Below are 18,766 nucleotides of genomic sequence, written 5' to 3' on the forward strand. Positions count from 1 at the left end.
CTGTTCGTGGGCGCGATCACAACGATCAGGCAGGGTTTATCGCAACGTGGACGCCACGCCTTATCTGGTTGCAACGAAGCATGTCAGGCCGTCGGACCGTCCGCCTCGCTAACTCGCGAGTCGCCGCCCCGACCGAGCCGCAGAAGTCACCTCAAGAATCAACCAAGGACCAGGCATGAGTTCACCTTCAATCGCAGCGGAATCAGCGCAGCCCACCCTCCCCAACCCCGACGTGCGTGCAGCGCGCAAGCTTGCTGCAACATCGGCCCTCTCGATGCTCCCGGACTTCGTCGACCGCCATCGCTGGGGCAACAGGACAGGCGTCGACGAAGTGCTGGAGAAGATGGCGTTAGCGCTCGCCGATTCGCATCCAGCGATCGCCGCAAAGCTGACGCGTCATCGGTCACTCAAGCCCGTTCAGGTGTCGATGCCAACAGATATCCTCTCGTTCGAGGAGCCACCGACACGCTTTCGCGATGTCATTCTCCCTCAACAGATTGAGGAACAGCTTCCGGCAATCCTTGAGGAGCATGCTCGAGCTGATGATCTCTCGAAATTCGGTCTGACGCCACGCCACAAGATTCTTCTCGATGGTCCGCCAGGCAACGGTAAAACGCTTCTGGCTCAGGCTTTTGCAGGGGAACTCGGCGTACCGCTCCTGCGAGTGAATTACAGCGGTCTGATTGGTGGCACGCTCGGGGCAACGGGAGGAAATCTCGCAAAAGTATTTGCGTACGCCGAGTGCGGGCCAGCGGTTCTGTTTCTCGATGAATTCGATTCCGTCGCGACAGCGCGGGAGACCAGCGATCTTGGGGAACTTCGCCGGATTACAAACCAGTTGCTGATCCTGATGGATCGCCTCCCCTCCCACTGCGTGCTCATTTGCGCGACGAACCTGCGATCACTCATCGACAGCGCGGTTCTACGCCGCTTCGACTTCCAGATAACCATCCCCGAGCCAAGCGAGGAAACCCGCCTGCTGTGCGCGAACGTCGAGCTCGCGGAGAAGCTGACGCCGGGGATCAACCTCTCGCATCTTGCGCCGCTTGTAGCAGCTCCTGCTAGCCGGAGTCTCTCCGACATCGTAGCGCTTTGCCGGGAAATACGAAGAGATGTCGTTCTGAACGATGGACGGAACGTAGAGAGCCTCGCACGGCAACCCGCTGCCGCCGAAGCCGGCGACCTCGCAACGCTAATCGACGGTTGGTATTGGATTAAGAAGAAAGATTGGGGCGACGGGTACACCGACTGGCTGCCGGCACTATGGAGGGCCGAGTTCCGATCATGGGCCTCCGTATCGTTTAGCGGGATCCCGGCAGATGAAGTCATCATCGGTCGTCGGCTCGTCTACACGGCAACCTGACGCACATCCAACACAAACGACACTCGCCCGAGTTCGCGGCCGCCTCTTCGCCCGCAACCGCGTCTACCCCTCCCGCGTGGGCACATATTTGGGCCTCTTCCCCTGAAAAATTCGCGGCCGCCCTGAACAGCGGCCGGATTTTGCCGATCAGCATATTAACGGTCGCCGACAAGTCATTGGCCGCCGGACACCTGAATACCTTTCTTACCCACGGGCATCGATGCTTAAGTACACCGCCGGGAATCATTTTGCCGCCGCTCCCGGTACTCCCCTGCTCTCTGTGACGACCGAATCCGCGTATGTCACCCGCACCGCTCTCGAACGAGCGCCGCAAAAACTTTGGAGGATGATGATGGGTCTTACGTCATGCGCCGCGAGGCGCCTTATCAACATAGCAGCGTGCGCGGGCGCGCTTCTCATTTCGTCCCACGCGCTTGCAACGCAGAAAATTGACGGTGCTGGTCCGATCGATGCCGTATTTGCCGGGAATTCGGTCGGTTGGCGGATCAACGTCGCACAAGACCGTCGATCGGCGTCCGTCACCCCATTGGCGCCCTATGCAAGACCGTCAGACGTGATTTTCTTGACGGGTGAGGGACTGGAGGCCTTCGACCTTGCGCGCGACGGCAAGGTCACGAGAAACGACGATCGGCGCGTTATCGCCAGCGGCGACACACTTGAATTCGCGCCCGCGCGCGCGGTAGTGCTGGAATTTCCCGCAGAGATCACCCACGTTTCTTGGACGCGGGCGACGGCGCTGCAGACACTCGTCGAAGTGCAAGGCCGCTTTCTTGCGGCCAAGTACGCCGGTTCTCCGGATCTCCGCTTGACCGGACCCAGAGTACTCACTGTCAACACTGCGAACGGCGTCTACACCTTCCAAGTGACCACGGGGCCAGGCGGGGCACCAATCTATCGCGTCGTTCAGAACCACTAACGCGCCGGATCAAAAAGCCGCGCCGATTTACCATCAACGGGTGAACCCATGCAGAAAAAGCAAGTCGAAGAACTTTTTGCGATCCGGCGCGCGCTCATCAAAATCCGTTCGCTTTCGCTGCGGCCGTCCAGCGCGGATGCTGCAGCGACACTTCGCGAAATTTACACCCTCGCGGATGCGTTCCACGAAGTACCAGGCATCCTGGGGCGGGGCGAAGACGTCGACCCGAAGATTTTCCGCCACATGGCTGCGCTCGCACAGGTTTCCGTCAGCCCTGATTATCCCTTTACAGAAAACGTAGAGCTCGCACAGCCTCAAGATTCGTCCGTGTAGTTTAAAAACAAAGGTCGTGCAAGCGCTAAACTTTCCGGCTATCCTGCCGATAACCCGCATAACCACGTATACCGAATAGCTGGCTTTCCACAGGCAATCATCATGAAGCGATTTCTTCTCGCTACAACCTTGGCTGCAACCACTTTCGCGGCGCAGGCCAGCGTGGCGGTGACGCCCGGCGGCTCGCTCATGCAGCAAACGCAGTCGATCGCGTCCGGCGCGGGTTACCGTTTGATCTGGCGCCTGTCAAATGACGCGCCGGCAGGAATCGCGGCGCGAGGCTATGAAAACTGGATCGACGCGCTTTACGGCGTGTCGCAACAGATGTCGCTTGCTGCGGGCGGAGCGCAAGAGGCCGTCGCCCCTGTTGTGTGCGACGGAAGCAAGACGCTGGTGATTACCACGCTGAGTGATGCGAACAGCATCGTTCGCGAAGGGCAGGCGTACGGCTGCATGGTGCCGCGCTCGCAATGACTGTTTCCCTCTGACGCGCCATCGAGCGCGTCAGAATGCGAAGTGCCCTTCCCTTCCTTCTATCGCATTTACGAACGCACCCCAAAGCAATACCCTCAAGTTTCGCGCCCCTAACCGCGAATCTCACGCGCATCAGCCAGCGCGAGCAGCGCTGACCAATCCAGCAATTCGACCCGCGATCTCGCTTCTCAACTCCTGGGCGAATCTGACTCGCGCGGCACCGTGATAACGGCTTGCCCCGCTTGCGACCTTTTCGCGCGTCCGGGCTTGCGCGGAAAGCGCGGGATACTCTGACCAAGCCCGGACGGCGGCGCTCTTTACCGACGCCGTTTCCGGTCTGGCCGCGGCGACCGCCAGCACGGGTAGGTGGAGCGATCTAGCGCGGCGCGGCCGACTGTGGCACCCCCTTGCCCCGCGCCGCCTGATCTCGTTATAATCGCGCTGCCACTCCTGTGGCATTACTTCCTCATGCCGGTGCCTTCGCCCGGGCAATAAAGCGGCTGCCTTCCTGGCTCCCGCCTGATCCGAATTCCCTCTTTTCTGTGACGGTCGCGCCGAGGCCACCTGTGTGACGAGTGTCGTCTCCGCGATACACGTGCGCGCAACTAGCAAACGTACTGCGTCCCTCCCCAGCCGCCTCGCACAGTCTCCTCGTAATTCAAAACCTGTCTGTTTGGCTAAATCTCGCGGTTTACCCAAGCCCGACCGGCTCTCCTGACGGGTCTTCTCCTTTTCAACCGCCTCGAACGAGGCACTCAACAGGAGAACGCTATGAACAAGGAAACGCTTGCTCTCGAGCAGGTCAATCAGGAGCGCAACTGGTCGGCCCTGATGTCGCTCTATCGCGAGCGCGTCAGGTTTCGCGGCTATACCTGCCGCCCATCGGTGAGCAGTGCGGTAAGCGATCGGGACGGGGCAGGCATCCTGCGAAATGTCATGCCCGGGCTTACCACGACGGAACACGACGCCCTGGCGCGCTTGCACGAAGACATGGCGGCGCGCTGCAAGGAATCGTGGTCGACCATCGTGGATCAGGCCGCACGCGAAACCTTCGGTCGGGGCTATGTCTTTTCCGACTACAAGATTTCGGGTATTGCGCGTAGCGAATTCACCGAAGAACGCAAAGAGCAGCTGCGGACGCTGGCGCATGCCGAAACGCACCATCACAAAGCAGCCGCTGCACACGCGTATCTCGCAAAAGGTCGCATGCGTCTGCATTAATCGGTGCGCCCTCATCCGCAACTGTTGCAGGGTCGCGTCTTCCTAAGCACGCAACCCGTGAATCGAAAGGAGTAGACCATGTCGTTTTTGAAAGAGGCCGCTGAAATGTCGGTGCGTTCGGAACTGATCGGCACGGTGACCGCGTTGGTCACGGGCATCCTCGGTTTCGTGCTGCGCTACCACAAGACCGTCGTGAGGAAGCTCAAGGCGAAGTTCGAGGTCGCCACCGGCGATATTGCCTTCCTGCTTGCACTGGAAGAGGAATATGGTGCGGTGTTGAAGGAGCACGGGATCAAGCTGCACAAGGTGGCAATGCGCGATCGTGTGCGCAGCCGCGACCTCGAATGGTCCGGTCGCTTCACTCCGGGCCGGGTAGCTGCTGCCAACGCAGGACGTGGTATCAAGTCCGCGTGGTATCGATTTCGCGCGAATGTCGAGTCGATGCCGGAACGTTCGGAGTCAGCTTGATAGCGTGACATCGCGCTGATGCCGCAACTTGCCGCCACTCATTTGCCTCTGGCATGAGTGGCGGTTTTTTTTTGCCTGCAAATCCTGCTTTTGACCCGGTTGCAGACTTGCGTTCGCGCAACCTCGTGCTCATATTGGCCTGCAACCAATCCTCATTTGGAACGAGTCAAACTTATGGCAATGAACACTGCAAAATTCCTGCGCAAGTACAGCGTGATCCCTGTCATCGCCATCGCCTCAGGTGTGATCGCGACGGTTCTCACGAACGTCGAGGCGGCGTCGAGCGCGTCGGCCGCCGTGACTGAAAGTTGGCCACAGCCACAGCTCGAGGCAGCTGCATCTGCCGCCCTTGCCTTCCGGCGCGACGAAGGTCGTCTGCCCGCGACGCTGGACGAGTTGCGCGCCGCTAAAACGCCTTACCTGCCGAATGGCTTCGAACTGAAGGGGGTGATGTACTTTCGGGACGAGTACGACCGTCCGCGGCTGAGCTGGCGCGACGACGACAGTGGCGTTGCTGCGTATTGCCCGCTTGACGCCGCCGTGCACCACCACTGCATCTGATTCGGCTCACGCGTTCGCCGGTGCCCGATTTTCCGGGTTGCGACGCTCAAGTTTTTTTGATCTCTGGTCGTAATCCAGAACAAAAGTCAACTACCCCAGATTCTCCAATGACAAAAAAGCGAGCGCAGGTCGCCCGACGGTCGAAAACAGAACTCCTCCCAATCCCGCATAACCTGCGAGATAGCTGGTCGCTGCAGTATCACCTGGCGCTTTCTACCATCCGGGCAGGTCATGGCAACGCATTTTTCCTCGGCCAGATCGCACGCGTCCTGATGATCTCGAATTTCCTTCTCGGCGCCGGCTACGAAAAGGATTCGCTTCAGGTGCTAGCTGATGCACAGGACGCGATCGGACAGATTCAGCAGGCCGGGGAATCTACCGGAAACTGGTCCACGCGCGAGCCGGCTCTGTGGCGGCCAATCGCTGCATTACTGGTCCTTTACGACCGCCAGCTGTCGCGCGCGCCGACTTTCGAGGTGATCCAGGCAATGCAGCAGCAGGAACGCGCGGCGGAAGCGGCAGATAACGTGAGAGCCGCTGAGCTCGCCCTTCCCCTCGCGGCATGATCAATTCGTGGGCACCGCGGCCGCGTCCTAGCATCGAGGACGCGGTTCTCGTTGCGCGCCGCCCTTTTCGCCACGCATCGCCTGGCGACCGGAACAGGTCTGCCGCTGCCGCCGTCACACATATCTCGCCAAAACGCCCCGCTGTTCGGCGAATTGCGTGGGCGATGCTCCGGGATAGAATCACCTACGGTACGGGCCGATATATCCAACATTCCTGGCGGGTGCGCATTCCCTGCCACTTTTCACGCGAAAAATCATGAAGAAGATCCTTATTAGTGCGCTTGTGGCCGTTCTCCTCGCTGCGTGTAGTGACAAGCAGGCGTCCGTCTCCACTACCGCCGAGCCGGATACGCTTGCAGGCACCTATATCGCCAACATGGGCGGCATTACAACTCCGGTTATAAAAATCACCGGCAGCGGCGCGCAGACGGAGATTTTCACGCTCGTTGACAATCAATGGGTTAAATCTCCTGGCCCGGTCCAAAATGTTTCGAAGGACGAGTTCGAAAAGGCGGGAAACGTGAAGGTCGACGGAACATTTATCGCCGTGCGCTCTGGGATGACTTTCGTCGCGGAGGTTCCGAAAGGCTGGAGCGACGGTAAGTTCACGACGAAGACCGGTTTCTTCACGGTGTATCCCGCCGGCCCGCTCGAACTGACCCGTCAGTAATCCCGCGGCAACCCTATGACCGGCGAGACCGATAAGGCCTATCCCCTGGAGCCCGGTGACTGGGAAGGTGCAGCTCAGGATGCCGCATTTGACGGCCGTTGTTTTGCACGCCTCGTTGACGGGCAGATGATTAACGCCCAGGCGCTGGACAAGCGCTGCGTGCATTCCAGTCCGTTTGCGGGGCAGCTGACGCGTGGGTCGCCGCGTGACACGCTGACGGCAGCGGCGCTCGAACGCCTCTCGCGCATTCCTCCCCCCGGTGCCCAGTCTCCCGGGCTTGTATCGGGAGTGCCATCCGTTGTGTCCCCCGCATCGGCACAGCAGCCGATCGCGCTGAACGACGGACCAATGGACGCGGTTGCGTGACTACGGCTACCCCAAATCTTTCGTTTTTCCCATCGCGCGGCACGAGCTTGACGCACGCAGTGCTCGCGGTTATCCAGCCATCATTCAAATGACCACACAGCGTTTTGACGCCGAGGCGCGTGAACGTCTCATTATCTGGATCCGGCGCCGTATGGCCGAATTTAATATCAGTTTCGACGATCTCGCGGCGGCTATACACGAGCCCGTCTATCGGGATGCCCACGGAAACGAATGGAACGGACATGGAGAGATGCCTGCCTGGCTCAAGGCGGCAACCCATGCGGGCGCCAGCCTGGACTTTTTCCGGACTGCCGAGCCGTTGACCCAGAGCGAAGAGGATCAGCTTCTCGCCTCCGAATTTTTCCGCCGTGATGTTGCATCGTCGACCTCGGACCCTAGACTGGGTTCCGTAGCGCCGAAGAACAGCAACAAGTAGAGCCAGCGCATCCGCGCCGCGCTTATCTTTCACGAACGGGAACACACTCAAATGAAAACGACTTTCCTTGCCGCACTGATCGCAGCGGTCGCACTTTCGGGCGTCGCCACGCAGGCCCAGGCAGCCGGTTGTCTCAAGGGCGCCGTGGTGGGCGGCGTCGCGGGTCATGCGCTTGGCCACCATGCCGTTCTCGGCGCCGTCGCAGGCTGCGCAATCGGCCGGCACATGGCCAAAGAAAAGGCGAGACAACAGGCGCACGCCAATCACGCGTATTAACGCGATCTCCCCGGGCGCCGACCCACATCGTCAGCGCCCAACTATCTCCGCGTCATCCTTCCGTCGGCCCGGGTATTTGCCACCCCGACAAGCGCCCAGCATTTTGTCCCAATGACCGAACAAGCCAAATCACACCGTCGCGCGCCTGCTGTGAGGGTTCGGCCCGTTCCCGCAATCGACGGCGAACGGGCTGAATGGCGCATCACGGCCAACCTAACCGACCGAGACGGCAATATTCGCCGGCGCGCGTTCATCAAACGCGGCGGAAATCCCCTGCTGCTCGATCCCGCGGCCTATGAACGGCTGGGCGAGCAGATGTACAGCGATCTCACGTGCATCGCAGTCAAGGATGGGCAATTTGGCATCCTCTTCCAGCCCGAGATGTTTTCACGCGAGAGCTACCCTCCGCGACCTGGCGTGATTGAGCCCGTCGACGGCGTGCGCGGTCACGTCGGAGAGGACTTACCGACCGCAGCCGTCATTGTTGAGAAGCTCGTGGACGCGCTTCTCCCGATCGCCGCAGCGTTTCCTGCCGTCCAGTTCGCCATTCCGGACGAGGCCGAATTTCGTGATGGGCGTCCGGTGGTATGGGCATTCGTTCGTGACGGCGCCCTTGAAGAACGCGACCGCGAGGAACTCGCGTCAAGGCTGGAATCGATGTGCGATGACGCCTCCCAACCAGATTTCGGGTAAGAACCGCGAACGCGCCAGCGCCGCAAGACGCGAGTCTTACGCATCGTACCGCGCCACTGGAGGCCCTCGATCGGGCGCGACAGTGTCGCGCCCACCTCTTTGGCCGACCGTGCACCGCAAGTCGTGTGCACCGCGCTTGTTGAAAGCCAACGGCCGATATAAAATCAGTCCCTGCCGTTCGATCGGCATCCAAATACCGCTCCATCAGCGGGATGCGCGCATGGCCAGCATCGCCCGCTTTTTCCTGGGGCCCTCGTATCGGGGCGTTCTCGCCCACCCGGCAATTCCAGCGGATCATCAATAGCAGTTCCTGTGTGCTTCGCCAAGCCACGCGCTTGCCCAAGCTCACGAGGGCTTGACTCTTCTAATCGCCCCATTCGGGCACGGAGTCAAACCATGAACACCGCAAACAAACGCAAGCCCACCCAGCAGCAATTTGTTCTGCCGCTGCTCGACGCCCTCGAGAACGAAGGCGGTAAAGTCTGCACGCGTGATCTTTATGATCAGGTTGCCCTGAAACTCGGAGTGAGTGAAGAGCAGCGTAACGAGTCGGTGGTTATCGGAGGCAAGCGTTTCAACGCCTTCGAGCGCACCGTTCGCTGGGGACAACAACGGGCCAAGGCGATGGGGCTGGCCGCGCCCGTAGGCAAGAGCACGTGGGTGCTGACCGGCAAAGGTTCGGACGCACTTCACGCAGCGGCACCAGGCATTGTCATCACGATCTTCACGACTGACGATGGCATTGCATTATTTGGCCGCGCGGAGGAGGCGATCGGACACATCCAGGACGAAAGCGTGCAGTTGCTCTTCACCTCTCCGCCGTACCCTATCCTAAGGCCCAAGCAATACGGGGGGACAACCTCGGCTGCCATTTGGGTCGAATGGTTTTGTCGCATAGCCGAGACCTGGCCTAAGAAGATGACTGCAAACTCATCCATCGTGCTTAACACGGGCGATGCATACGAACCCGGCGAGCCGTCGATGTCGCTGTATCAGGAGCGGCTTCTGATTCGCCTTGCCGACGATCTCGGATGGAAGCTCTGCCAGCGCTATGCCTGGAACAATGCTTCGCGTTTACCGTCTCCGGCGCAGTGGGTAACGGTAACACGCCAACGGGTGAAGACGAGTCTTGAGCAGATTTATTGGCTCGCTCCTAAGGAAATGCCCTACGCCGACAACAGGGGCGTTCTCGTGCCGTATTCCGACGCAATGCGATCACGTCTCGATGCTGGCGGTGAAAAAGGCAAGAAGCGGCCGAGTGGACATCATCTCGCTGCCGGCGCCTTCAGCGTCGACAATGGCGGTGCAATCCCCGGCAACCTGCTTAGTTTTGCCAACAGTAGCTCCAACGACAGCTACCAGAAGCTGTGTCGCGAACAGGGTCTCCCTGTCCACCCAGCGCGTTTTCCGGCTGGCATTGCGGAACACTTCGTGAAGCTGACCACGAAGCCCGGTGACCTGGTTTTCGACCCCTTCTCGGGGTCCTTCACCACAGGTGCGGTGGCTGAGTCGCTCGGGCGCAAATGGATCGGGTCTGAGCTTATGCTGGATTATGCACTTGGGGGAGCGAACCGCTTTCCGCAAGCCACGATCCATCAACCCGGCCTGCTCAACCGCAATCCGGTCGGGGACTTGCTGACCTGAAGCATCATCAACTCCACAACCAGCCCCGGCGTCAACGACGTCCGGGGTTTTTCCTCCCCGCATGCTTCGATGAGCACGCTTCATCCAAGCCTGTTGGCATCTCCTTTTTCAACGTCGCGCCAAGCGGCATTACAAAGGAGTCTGATCATGAACGCAGCAGTCCGCCTTACCACCAACGAAGGCAATCTGATTCGCAATCTCGGTTTCGCGTTTTCCAACAGCACGACGTTCCTCGCGGAACTCGCGCAGAACGCCCGCCGGGCAGATGCGACGTACGTCAATTTCGAGTTGAAGGGACGTGATCTCGTCGTTACTGATGATGGCAGCGGTATCGTCGACTTTCAGGATCTGTTCACCGTCGCGCAAAGCGGCTGGAACGAAGACATCTGCGCGCGCGAGCGGCCGTTTGGCATGGGCTTCATCAGCACGTTTTTTGCGTGCGAAACCATCCAGATCGAGTCGAACGGCATGAAGATGCGTGCGGCCACTTCGGGCGTGCTTAAACAGCAACTCTTCACCGTCGAAAAAGGTCTCATCGACTCGGGCACCCGTCTGACGCTGGAAGGCCTCACGTTCGATCCCGAAGATGTGCCGAAGGCGTTGGCGCAGATCGCTCGGGGGTTTGAGATTCCGGTCCGGTTCAACTCGGAATCGTTGCCTCAGGTTTTCGCACTCGACGTCAACGTCGCCGTTCAGACTCCGATAGGCTGGGTCGAATTTCGTGGCCTCCGCCGTCCGGACTTCAGGGTGGGGTCTTACCTGGCGTTTTTGCAGGGCGTCTCCGTGTCAGCGGGCAAGTCTTACAGAGCTGGGGACTACGATGTGGTAATCCACCTCGATAGCACGAAGTTCCGCGCAAAGTTGCCGGATCGTCATCTGCTGATCGACGCGCAGTCGAGCATCGAGCATGTCGACGCGGTTGTCCGCGCTGCTGTTGCGGACGAGCTTCGCAAGATTCAGGATACGCGTGACGGCGAAACGTTTGTCCAACGCTACTGGCACCAGTGTGTCAATTACGCGCCTGAACTGCTCAGAAAGGTCGACGTGGCACCGGCAGGTCTCTTCAAGAAACCATACGATGTGCTCTGCACGGCTGACTGGCACGATGTCGCTTCGCTGCTCCCCGATTCTTTCGGCAGCGTGATTTCGCGGGAACGAATCGAAACGGGCGACATCCGGGCGCTCGCTGGCGATTGCAACGTGGAACTCAATGCCGACGGTATGTCGGCGCTCAAGCTCACGTACCTGATCGCCCACGGCGGCATCCTCATGGACCAGTCTACGCCTGCGCATTTCTGGGCAACGACACTTCCGTCGCTGGATGATCTGGAACTAACGTTTGAGGTTGTCGAGCCGGGCGACGACATCCGCGTCGCAGATCTGTGCGAGGTCGATTTCATCGTGCCCTGCAAAGCGGTACTGATCAAGGGTCCGTGGGGCGACGTCACCATAGAGAAATCAGAGATCGTGATCTCCGACGACTCCGGCGTGAAGCGTCTCTATTCACCCGAGGCAGTCGTCGACAAGGCTGAAGGTGTTCGCCAGGTCGAGAGCTTTTCGAGTGATGACGAGCTGGACGAAGAAAGCCGTCGTTGGACAGAAAGCCAGCTGTATGCGCGACTGAAGGAAGCCCGCGGCGCGAGCCCGGTTGAACTTCTGCAGAGCGCGTTGGACGGCCTCTCAGTGGATCCGCGGTCGGTTCGTAACAAGCGCTATCTCGTTGAGGTATCTGATAACGGTAGCGTTACAGTGAAGCAGCAGATCGAGGACTGATCGACAGGTACGGCGGGCAGATGGTCTGCCCGTCGCTTGTCCGGGCCCAGCATTAACTAGCAGTCCAGCCCCGAGCGCTCAACGAGCGCCGGGGCTTTTTTTATACGCAGTCCGCCAATTCTCTTGGGCTGTCGACTTGCATGGCTCAAACCGCGGAAAACAATGTCCTGCATCCCAACCACACCTATAGGACAACCCGTGTCGGAACATCCAAAGAATTCTTCAATACCCTCTTCGGTCGCCTGGTCCCGTCATCGCCAGCGACTCGCTTGCCTCGCAGGTACTGCTCTCGTTCTGGTTGTCGCTTGCGTTCTCTTCGCACCAGAGTCGGGGCCGCTGTCGGCGATAGTCACCAGCCTGGTTGCCAGCTTCCAACGCTTCTGCGTGGCTACGTATGCTGTCATTGCCGAGTGCCTCGGCTGGATGGGCCGCCGGGACTTCACCGGGCTGTTTCTGACGCTCGGAGGTGTCACCACCTATTTGGGGTGCCGTTACGCGCACAGCGGAACGTCTCCACGCCGATATCTCGTCTCCATCTCGCTGCTGGCCGTTGTTTGGATCCTCTACTTGCTGTCGTACGACCCTTCGGGGGACTACGCTGCGCTAATTCGCAATGCGCTGGTTGCTGCTTTCGGCCTGTCGGTGGCGTTCGCGCGCGGCTTCACTCGACAGAAGCGAGATCAGTCGGATCAGGAATTCGCGGTTATGTGCACGGTCGCACTCGGTGTGGTCGCCGGTATCTGCGGTCTCGTGCACTTTTTGAAGGCATACGACACGGACGCCGCCTTTACGGCGTCGGTCCACGAGCGCTACGGCGCCGAACTCGCTCACATGAAATTTGAGGACATCAACGTTGGCCACATGGATGGCGCGTGCGGCGACATTTCCATCGAGTTCTCCGACGGAAGTCGACCCGCCAACGTTTCTGGTTTGCTGCCTGACAATTTTCCCCGACTCGATAGATGTATCTCCATGCGCATGCGTTCAGGCAAGCTCACCATGCGCCTGCCTGATCGACCGAGCGACATGCCCCGTGAAGCGTGGCGTGAATCGCTACTTCGGGTCGTCGATATCGAAGTCGACCTCCTCCGTCAGAAATATGCCCTCATTGAAGCGGACCGGGCACCAGACGTGCTAACCCTCGGCAGCCGTTCTGCGCGACAGTGAGCGGCGGAAAACAGAGGCTGGAGGCCGTCGGTCGTAGTATCAGTATCCACCAACCATGGGTACTCCCGGTACGTCGATCGTTGCGCCGACAACCGGGCGGAAACCGGGCTGCAACGCCAGCAGCGGGCAGGAAGCATACAATAGGCTAAAAAGTATTCCGCGTGATACTGACGCGGAAGGGGTTTTTTCAGGATGCCGCGCCTGGATTCTACGGTGTGGTCGGTGTCGCGGCAGATCGTGCTACACGGACCGTTTGTTTAAAAAATGCTGGAGGAAAAGTCATGAAGAACGCAATCCACGGCAATACCCAGTCGGGCAATACGCCCCGCCGCGCCGGCATGGCGCTCGCCGTTTCAGGCTCGGCGCTCGCCGGCGCTTCGCTCGCATTTGACGGCGTGGGCGGCTGTGCCCGACTCGCTCAGGTCTACCTGGGCAACCACAATCTTGCTCTCGCGATGCTCCTCGTCGGCGCAACCGCGACCGGCTACGGCGTGTATCTGCAGATCAAGCATCGCGTACGCGCTTCGAGCAGGGTCGCGGTCGGCGATTTCGCTCGCTCCTGATCGGCTCCGAACCCGGCGCGCGCGCATTCCGAACGCTCGCGCGGCCGGGCCAGCGAACATCCAGGCGCGTGTCCGGCGGACACAAGTGTGGTCGACGAGCGGGCGCCGCCCGCTTGTGCAGAATGACCACTCTGGTTAGAATCCACCCAGGCCGCTCCTGCGGCATCCACCCCCATCTGTCGTCGACCCACGGTTGACGCTCAAGCGCATTTCGCCAAGCTTTTAGCTTCGCTGAGCGCGTTTCGCTCCTGCGGTTTCCAAACCGGCCCTTCGAGGCATCAAGGAGCAACCCATGAAACAGCACAATCAGAGCCGTTGCTCGCCGCAACGCGACGCGATTGCGAACATCACGCATCTAAGCCCCTCCCGCTTTCTCACGGTCGCCGGCGCAACAGCAGATGTGGCGCATACCCTGCCACGACAACTGGTGGTGAGGCATGCCTCCGGCAGCCTCGTTATCTTCGAACCAGATCCGCTGGGCCGCACCGGGTGCGGTGGTCCCACGATCGTCTGGCTCAAGGGTGACTATGACGACATCACGAAGCATGCAGAGGCAATCGCATTGGCTCGCAGCGGCGACGCCGATGAGATCCTCGCGAAATGGGAAGGCGTCGTCAAGGCTCTCGAAGAACTGACGCCGGGTGGCGAAAGCGCCGCTCGCAATGCGATCGACGCGTTCGCCACGCTGATCACCACGGTCGGTCAGCCCGTCGATGGTGCGGAGAGGCTTCTGTCGACCGCTCGCGCGATCGCGGACACGCTGCCCCGTCACTGAAAAACGAGTGAGGCATCCCGCCGCGGCGGGATGCCTTCTCCAGCGCATTGCTCTTTGGTGAATGTCAGCATTGACCCGAGACCAATTCGCGGTCCCTCCTCATTTCAATCGCCCTTCTTGGGCATGAGGAGCCTGTCAAACATGAACATCTTCGAAAAATTTCTTGGCCCTGTTGGTGTCATGCCTAGCAATCAGGTCAACGCGAGTATTCCTGACGATCTGATGATGCGTGTCGGGATCCCGCACAAGGGTGGTCAGCTCGCAATTCACGCTGATCGACAGCAATACCCTGCGATGGTGTCGGCGAGTGCTTTCTGGGATGCCCGAGCTGGTGAATTCAAGATTCCCAGTGCAACCCCACTCCAAGCGGGCGTGGATTGGGCGCTAGACTCGGCCGGCTACACGGCAATGCTGAACTGGCAACAAAAGGGCCCACAAGCGGGGATGGCGTCGATCTTCCCATGGACTTATTCGCAGTACATTGCACTGGCAGCCGAACTGATGCCGACATGGTGGTCGGCGCCCGATACCTGTTGCGAGCCAGCGGTGGCCGCCAATCAGGAAGAAATCGACTGGCGAATCCGTGTCACGGGAACATTGCTCCACGGAACGCTCCAGACGATCTACGAGTGGCAGGAGGAGCTTTCGAAAGACACCAGCGAGAGCACTGTCGCCAGTATGTTGCGGCCATGCGTCGGGATATTACAGGGCTGGCGAATTTCAGATTATCTGAGAAGCCTCGACATGCTGATGGACGTGTGGGATTACTGGAGCGCGTGCTCTCCAGTCGGCGCGGACGGGAAACGCTGGTTGGCACCTCCCGCGCTGATTGGTCTTGGATCGGTCTGCCGGCGTGAACCCAACCATCCGGAGCACGGTCTTTTCGCTATCCTCGACCAGCTCGCCGGGAGATTGCCGAAAGGTTGCATGCTTCATTTATTCGGCGTCAAAGGGACGGCGCTCGAGCGTGTGCGGATGTACGACTTCGTCGCATCGGTCGATAGCATGGCCTTCGACGTCACAGCGCGCGTCAAAGCGCGTCAAAGCAATATCTCTAACAGCATGGCTCACCGGAAGACCGAAATGACCAGATGGATGGACGTTGCGGCCGAGCGGATGAAACCTAAAGCTGGCGATCAGTTCCGGCTCAGTTTTTGAGTTGGGCCTCCGCAATTTCTGGTGTACCGCTGTCGCACCGTTGGTTCCCCGCACGGGGGCCGACGGAGTGACGCCCCTCGTTGCGGCTCCCATCTACGCGCGTTGCAACTCGAGACTCCTCAGATAAGACGGAAGTCTTACCCGAGCGGCCTGCGCTCCCTCCTTTTCAAACGCTCTGTATCGAGCATAAGGAGAGAACATGAATCACGCAGATCACGGTGTGCCTCACGGGACCCCCCAGTTAGCCGCGCTGCAACGCCTCGCGATCCGGTTCGGGAAACGCTGGAAGCACAGCGTACGAAGCGCCTGGGAAACGGGTCTGGCGGAAATCGAGGCTGATGCAGACCACATCGCACAATTGAAGTCGATGTTCGGTACTGCCTGGCTCGAAACCTTTGAACTGCCGCCCTTTGATCTCGATGCCCTGCCCGCGGCGGCGAGAAATATCGGTCCGGCGCGCCCGATCCGTCGTACCGCCTATCACGGGACGAATGTACGTTTCGATCGCTTCATACCTTCGAAGTCCGGTGCACAGGGGCCGGGGATATATCTGGCAGATCGGCCCTCTTCCGCTGCCGAATACGGATCCTTGATCGTGCAGGTGTCAGTCGATCTCGCGAACCCGTACTACTTCTATCCTAGCGACGAATCGCTGAACGCGGAAATCAACCCGGAACTGATCGAGCGCACGTTGACGCCCAGGCAGGCCATGCTCGTCGCCGACCGGCTGGCCGATGAGGGCTACGACGGGTACGGGTTCGAGGTGCAAAACGCCCTGCGTTCGTATGGCTATGACTCAATCGTTATGGTCTATCCGTGCGGCACGACCCCAGTAATTCCAGGCCTCAGCGGCGAATGCGTCATCGTCGTCTTCGACAACACACAGGTGGCCATGAAAGACGTTCAGCGTAGCGACTGGAGCGGTTGGACCTCTGTGGCCGCCACCGACGAGTAACGCTTGGACGAGCTACCGGGAGATCCCAAGCCCGGTTCATCGCCGGCATTGGTGATCCAAGCACTGCAGGCACGCCGTGCCCTTGAGGGGCGACGCCTCAGGTAGCAATTCGTAGCAACGACGACGCCGGGCGGCCCCAAAAGGTCACCGCCCGGCCGTCGCGACCCGACACGGCGTATTGTCGGCTACATTCAGTAGCGTTAGAATCGCACCAGCGCCGCTTCGATCGGCATTATTGCAATCCACCTCGCGAGCCTCGCCTGTCGGGCCGTCGCTCGCTGTCTCGAACATTTTCCAGTTCAAAGCACGTTCTGCTGAGATCTTCTATCTCACCTGAGCGTCATTCACTCACGCTTTGTTCAACCGCCCAAACTGGGCATCTGGAAGTTACTCCATCAACTTGAGAAACGTCTGTGGCACTCGCCGCGGACCGGTTTTTTCATTTCACCCACACGGGAGCCGCATCCCGTCTGGGGATGTCGCGCCTGTGTCATTCAGGAGCGGATCATGTTCGATGAAATCACTCAAATGCTGGAAGAGGGGATCGCCATTCTGGTCGACCTCATCAAGCAACGTCACACTCTTTCGTGCGCGGTTTCCGGCGGCAAAGATAGTACGGTCGTGCTGGTCATGGCGCTTGAGGCCATCCGCCGTGTCGCAGCGTCTGGCATGGAGCAGCCTCCGCACCACGTGACCACGGCTTCGACGACGGTCGAGAACCCTTCGATGTTGGGCCACCTAGAGCTCATGCTCACGGAGATCGAAGAGTATGCAGCGACGGCTGGTTTGCCGATAAGCGTTCACATCGCCGAGCCGACTCTCGCCTCGCAATTCGTCGTCTCCACGATCGGCCGGGGGACCCTCGCGCGGACACTGGAGAACTCCAACCATAATGGCAAAGCAAAGCGACCATGTTCACAGTCCTGGAAGGTCGACCCACAGAACCGGTTGCGTGCTCAACTTGAGAAGTCCGCTGGTTTCGGCAACGCACGGGAGACAATCACTCTTCTCGGCACGCGGTTCGAAGAAAGCCCGTCGCGAAAGGCCAACATGCGATCGCGTGGTGAAAGCGCAATCAAGCCTGTACGAAGCGCTGCGGGCAACCTCACCCTGTCACCAATAGCCGACTGGTCGGTGACGGACGTGTGGGAAGTGGTTGCGATGTTCACCAATGCCGCCACGCCCTTTCCTTCTCCCGTCTCCGCGCGAACGATGGAACGTATGGCCGATCTGTATCGCGCAGGCAACGAAGGAACGTGCGGTGTAGTGCTGGGAGACGGCGGAAACAAGGCCGCGTGTGGGAGTCGTTTTGGATGCGCAGTATGTCTTATCAGCGGCGACAAAGATCGAAGTATGGAATCTATGGTGCAGGAGCCTGAGCACGCGTATATGGCAGGCCTGAACAAGTTCCGGAATTATCTTCTCGCAACCCAATGGGACATGAGCAGGCGTGAACTTGTCGGTCGCAAGCTGAGCAAAGCCGGGTACATCAGGGTGCAGGCCGATACGCTGAGCTTCAACTCACGCATCGAGCTTCTGAAGTACCTCTGCACACTCGACGCACTTGAGATCGAGCGTGCCGAACAGATGGACGAGGATCTGGCAAGCGGGCGGGTACCTGATACACCGGCGAACCGTGAACTGTGTAGCGTACGCTTTGAGATGGTCACGCCACGCCAACTCGTCGCCATCGACTTCATGCTGTCGATGCACCACTATGCACCTCACGCCTTTCCGGCGCTGTCAGTCTGGTATGACGTTCACAAGCTTGGCCGTCGATATCACATTCCTGACGTGAAAAAATCGCCTAAGGTTCCGATCGAACTGCATGGCTGGTACCACGTCGGGCAATACGATGCCGAGGTGCCGGTCGACGGTTTGCGAGACTACAAGGCAGAGATGTGGAGCCCGTACCTCCACCCGGACCGTCTGAGCGCGCATGCTCAGACGACGAGCGGAGAACGCGTGGTCTACTTCGAGGAAACCGACCTGCTCGAGGTCGATGCCGAAGCTGCCTGTGCTTTTGTGACCTGCACTTTCGACACGCAATTCATGCTTCGGTCACAGCAGTTCCCGGGCATGGACTCCGCACGTTTCTGGCTAAACCAGCGGATACTCACCCTCCCGGCCGACCAATCGCAACGCTACCAGGAGATGGCAAAGCGCGGGCAGTACTTTGCGCACCTTGCCGAGAAACTCAACTGCACCCCGCGCGAACTCGACGAGCACCTGATCAGAAATGCCATTTCTGACAAGGAGCACGCCTCGAAACTGGAAACGCCCTACGTCGAGATCCAGTTCGATCTCTTCGCCGAGGCTGCGTAACCGGGCATCACATCAACTCCCTGCATTAGCCGGCACGCCTCG

At 59.7% G+C, this 18,766-nt stretch carries 21 protein-coding genes and 1 pseudogene; all 22 read left to right on the forward strand.

What is annotated here, in order from left to right; all coding sequences use genetic code 11:
- The first annotated feature begins 175 nt into the window (after window positions 1-175).
- The 22 genes and pseudogenes from SB822_RS01480 (at window position 176) to SB822_RS01585 (ending at window position 18,724) form a co-directional block, all read left to right on the forward strand.
- The gene (locus tag SB822_RS01480; RefSeq protein WP_410853844.1) at window positions 176-1,363 is read left to right on the forward strand and encodes an AAA family ATPase; all 1,188 of its coding nucleotides are present in this window, start codon (window positions 176-178) and stop codon (window positions 1,361-1,363) included.
- Between the two features lie 220 nt (window positions 1,364-1,583).
- Window positions 1,584-2,300, forward strand: a complete 717-nt coding sequence (locus SB822_RS01485; protein ID WP_410853845.1) for a hypothetical protein — start codon at window positions 1,584-1,586, stop codon at window positions 2,298-2,300.
- A gap of 48 nt (window positions 2,301-2,348) precedes the next feature.
- Window positions 2,349-2,633: a hypothetical protein gene (locus SB822_RS01490; protein WP_410853846.1), complete on the forward strand. Its 285-nt coding sequence runs from the start codon at window positions 2,349-2,351 to the stop codon at window positions 2,631-2,633.
- 102 nt (window positions 2,634-2,735) lie between these two features.
- Window positions 2,736-3,107 (forward strand): hypothetical protein, encoded by a 372-nt coding sequence (locus SB822_RS01495; RefSeq protein ID WP_410853847.1) that lies wholly within the window; start codon window positions 2,736-2,738, stop codon window positions 3,105-3,107.
- Between the two features lie 771 nt (window positions 3,108-3,878).
- Window positions 3,879-4,328, forward strand: a complete 450-nt coding sequence (locus SB822_RS01500) for a hypothetical protein (protein ID WP_410853848.1) — start codon at window positions 3,879-3,881, stop codon at window positions 4,326-4,328.
- A 78-nt stretch (window positions 4,329-4,406) separates the two neighbouring features.
- Window positions 4,407-4,796, forward strand: coding sequence for a hypothetical protein (locus SB822_RS01505; RefSeq protein ID WP_410853849.1), 390 nt, complete (start codon window positions 4,407-4,409; stop codon window positions 4,794-4,796).
- A 174-nt stretch (window positions 4,797-4,970) separates the two neighbouring features.
- Window positions 4,971-5,357 (forward strand): hypothetical protein, encoded by a 387-nt coding sequence (locus tag SB822_RS01510; RefSeq protein WP_410853850.1) that lies wholly within the window; start codon window positions 4,971-4,973, stop codon window positions 5,355-5,357.
- A 107-nt stretch (window positions 5,358-5,464) separates the two neighbouring features.
- Window positions 5,465-5,923 (forward strand): hypothetical protein, encoded by a 459-nt coding sequence (locus SB822_RS01515; protein WP_410853851.1) that lies wholly within the window; start codon window positions 5,465-5,467, stop codon window positions 5,921-5,923.
- Window positions 5,924-6,179: 256 nt separating this feature from the next.
- Window positions 6,180-6,593, forward strand: a complete 414-nt coding sequence (locus SB822_RS01520) for a hypothetical protein (protein WP_410853852.1) — start codon at window positions 6,180-6,182, stop codon at window positions 6,591-6,593.
- 15 nt (window positions 6,594-6,608) lie between these two features.
- Window positions 6,609-6,959, forward strand: a complete 351-nt coding sequence (locus SB822_RS01525) for a hypothetical protein (protein ID WP_410853853.1) — start codon at window positions 6,609-6,611, stop codon at window positions 6,957-6,959.
- The gene (locus SB822_RS01530; protein WP_410853854.1) at window positions 6,952-7,395 is read left to right on the forward strand and encodes an H-NS family nucleoid-associated regulatory protein; all 444 of its coding nucleotides are present in this window, start codon (window positions 6,952-6,954) and stop codon (window positions 7,393-7,395) included. The genes SB822_RS01525 and SB822_RS01530 overlap by 8 nt, the downstream gene beginning before the upstream one ends.
- Window positions 7,396-7,446: 51 nt before the next feature.
- Complete coding sequence (locus SB822_RS01535; protein WP_410853855.1) at window positions 7,447-7,671, forward strand: hypothetical protein; 225 nt, start codon at window positions 7,447-7,449, stop codon at window positions 7,669-7,671.
- A gap of 111 nt (window positions 7,672-7,782) precedes the next feature.
- Window positions 7,783-8,364 (forward strand): hypothetical protein, encoded by a 582-nt coding sequence (locus SB822_RS01540; RefSeq protein WP_410853856.1) that lies wholly within the window; start codon window positions 7,783-7,785, stop codon window positions 8,362-8,364.
- Between the two features lie 396 nt (window positions 8,365-8,760).
- On the forward strand, window positions 8,761-10,008 hold the full coding sequence (locus SB822_RS01545) for a DNA methyltransferase (protein WP_410853857.1): 1,248 nt from the start codon (window positions 8,761-8,763) through the stop codon (window positions 10,006-10,008).
- Window positions 10,009-10,155: 147 nt separating this feature from the next.
- Window positions 10,156-10,419 (forward strand): annotated as a pseudogene (locus SB822_RS01550) (ATP-binding protein); the annotation flags it as partial.
- Between the two features lie 57 nt (window positions 10,420-10,476).
- A complete protein-coding gene (locus SB822_RS01555) occupies window positions 10,477-11,781 on the forward strand; it encodes a hypothetical protein (protein ID WP_410854086.1) in 1,305 nt (434 codons plus the stop codon).
- 384 nt (window positions 11,782-12,165) lie between these two features.
- Window positions 12,166-12,948: a hypothetical protein gene (locus tag SB822_RS01560; protein ID WP_410853858.1), complete on the forward strand. Its 783-nt coding sequence runs from the start codon at window positions 12,166-12,168 to the stop codon at window positions 12,946-12,948.
- A gap of 281 nt (window positions 12,949-13,229) precedes the next feature.
- Window positions 13,230-13,511: a hypothetical protein gene (locus SB822_RS01565; protein ID WP_410853859.1), complete on the forward strand. Its 282-nt coding sequence runs from the start codon at window positions 13,230-13,232 to the stop codon at window positions 13,509-13,511.
- 292 nt (window positions 13,512-13,803) lie between these two features.
- Window positions 13,804-14,286 (forward strand): hypothetical protein, encoded by a 483-nt coding sequence (locus SB822_RS01570; protein WP_410853860.1) that lies wholly within the window; start codon window positions 13,804-13,806, stop codon window positions 14,284-14,286.
- Between the two features lie 141 nt (window positions 14,287-14,427).
- Entirely contained in the window at window positions 14,428-15,444 is a 1,017-nt protein-coding gene (locus SB822_RS01575; protein WP_410853861.1) for a hypothetical protein, read from the forward strand.
- 199 nt (window positions 15,445-15,643) lie between these two features.
- On the forward strand, window positions 15,644-16,399 hold the full coding sequence (locus SB822_RS01580; protein ID WP_410853862.1) for a hypothetical protein: 756 nt from the start codon (window positions 15,644-15,646) through the stop codon (window positions 16,397-16,399).
- Window positions 16,400-16,906: 507 nt separating this feature from the next.
- Window positions 16,907-18,724, forward strand: a complete 1,818-nt coding sequence (locus SB822_RS01585) for a phosphoadenosine phosphosulfate reductase family protein (RefSeq protein ID WP_410853863.1) — start codon at window positions 16,907-16,909, stop codon at window positions 18,722-18,724.
- The last annotated feature ends 42 nt before the right edge of the window (window positions 18,725-18,766 follow it).

The organism is Paraburkholderia sp. SIMBA_054, assembly GCF_046534875.1.
Classification (GTDB): domain Bacteria; phylum Pseudomonadota; class Gammaproteobacteria; order Burkholderiales; family Burkholderiaceae; genus Paraburkholderia; species Paraburkholderia hospita.

Bases quoted from the DNA above. Each gene is read 5' to 3' on its own strand.
- SB822_RS01480 (WP_410853844.1), top strand. From the start codon at position 176: ATGAGTTCACCTTCAATCGCAGCGGAATCAGCGCAGCCCACCCTCCCC.
- SB822_RS01485 (WP_410853845.1), top strand. From the start codon at position 1,584: ATGCTTAAGTACACCGCCGGGAATCATTTTGCCGCCGCTCCCGGTACT.
- SB822_RS01490 (WP_410853846.1), top strand. From the start codon at position 2,349: ATGCAGAAAAAGCAAGTCGAAGAACTTTTTGCGATCCGGCGCGCGCTC.
- SB822_RS01495 (WP_410853847.1), top strand. From the start codon at position 2,736: ATGAAGCGATTTCTTCTCGCTACAACCTTGGCTGCAACCACTTTCGCG.
- SB822_RS01500 (WP_410853848.1), top strand. From the start codon at position 3,879: ATGAACAAGGAAACGCTTGCTCTCGAGCAGGTCAATCAGGAGCGCAAC.
- SB822_RS01505 (WP_410853849.1), top strand. From the start codon at position 4,407: ATGTCGTTTTTGAAAGAGGCCGCTGAAATGTCGGTGCGTTCGGAACTG.
- SB822_RS01510 (WP_410853850.1), top strand. From the start codon at position 4,971: ATGGCAATGAACACTGCAAAATTCCTGCGCAAGTACAGCGTGATCCCT.
- SB822_RS01515 (WP_410853851.1), top strand. From the start codon at position 5,465: ATGACAAAAAAGCGAGCGCAGGTCGCCCGACGGTCGAAAACAGAACTC.
- SB822_RS01520 (WP_410853852.1), top strand. From the start codon at position 6,180: ATGAAGAAGATCCTTATTAGTGCGCTTGTGGCCGTTCTCCTCGCTGCG.
- SB822_RS01525 (WP_410853853.1), top strand. From the start codon at position 6,609: ATGACCGGCGAGACCGATAAGGCCTATCCCCTGGAGCCCGGTGACTGG.
- SB822_RS01535 (WP_410853855.1), top strand. From the start codon at position 7,447: ATGAAAACGACTTTCCTTGCCGCACTGATCGCAGCGGTCGCACTTTCG.
- SB822_RS01540 (WP_410853856.1), top strand. From the start codon at position 7,783: ATGACCGAACAAGCCAAATCACACCGTCGCGCGCCTGCTGTGAGGGTT.
- SB822_RS01545 (WP_410853857.1), top strand. From the start codon at position 8,761: ATGAACACCGCAAACAAACGCAAGCCCACCCAGCAGCAATTTGTTCTG.
- SB822_RS01555 (WP_410854086.1), top strand. From the start codon at position 10,477: ATGAAGATGCGTGCGGCCACTTCGGGCGTGCTTAAACAGCAACTCTTC.
- SB822_RS01565 (WP_410853859.1), top strand. From the start codon at position 13,230: ATGAAGAACGCAATCCACGGCAATACCCAGTCGGGCAATACGCCCCGC.
- SB822_RS01570 (WP_410853860.1), top strand. From the start codon at position 13,804: ATGAAACAGCACAATCAGAGCCGTTGCTCGCCGCAACGCGACGCGATT.
- SB822_RS01575 (WP_410853861.1), top strand. From the start codon at position 14,428: ATGAACATCTTCGAAAAATTTCTTGGCCCTGTTGGTGTCATGCCTAGC.
- SB822_RS01580 (WP_410853862.1), top strand. From the start codon at position 15,644: ATGAATCACGCAGATCACGGTGTGCCTCACGGGACCCCCCAGTTAGCC.
- SB822_RS01585 (WP_410853863.1), top strand. From the start codon at position 16,907: ATGTTCGATGAAATCACTCAAATGCTGGAAGAGGGGATCGCCATTCTG.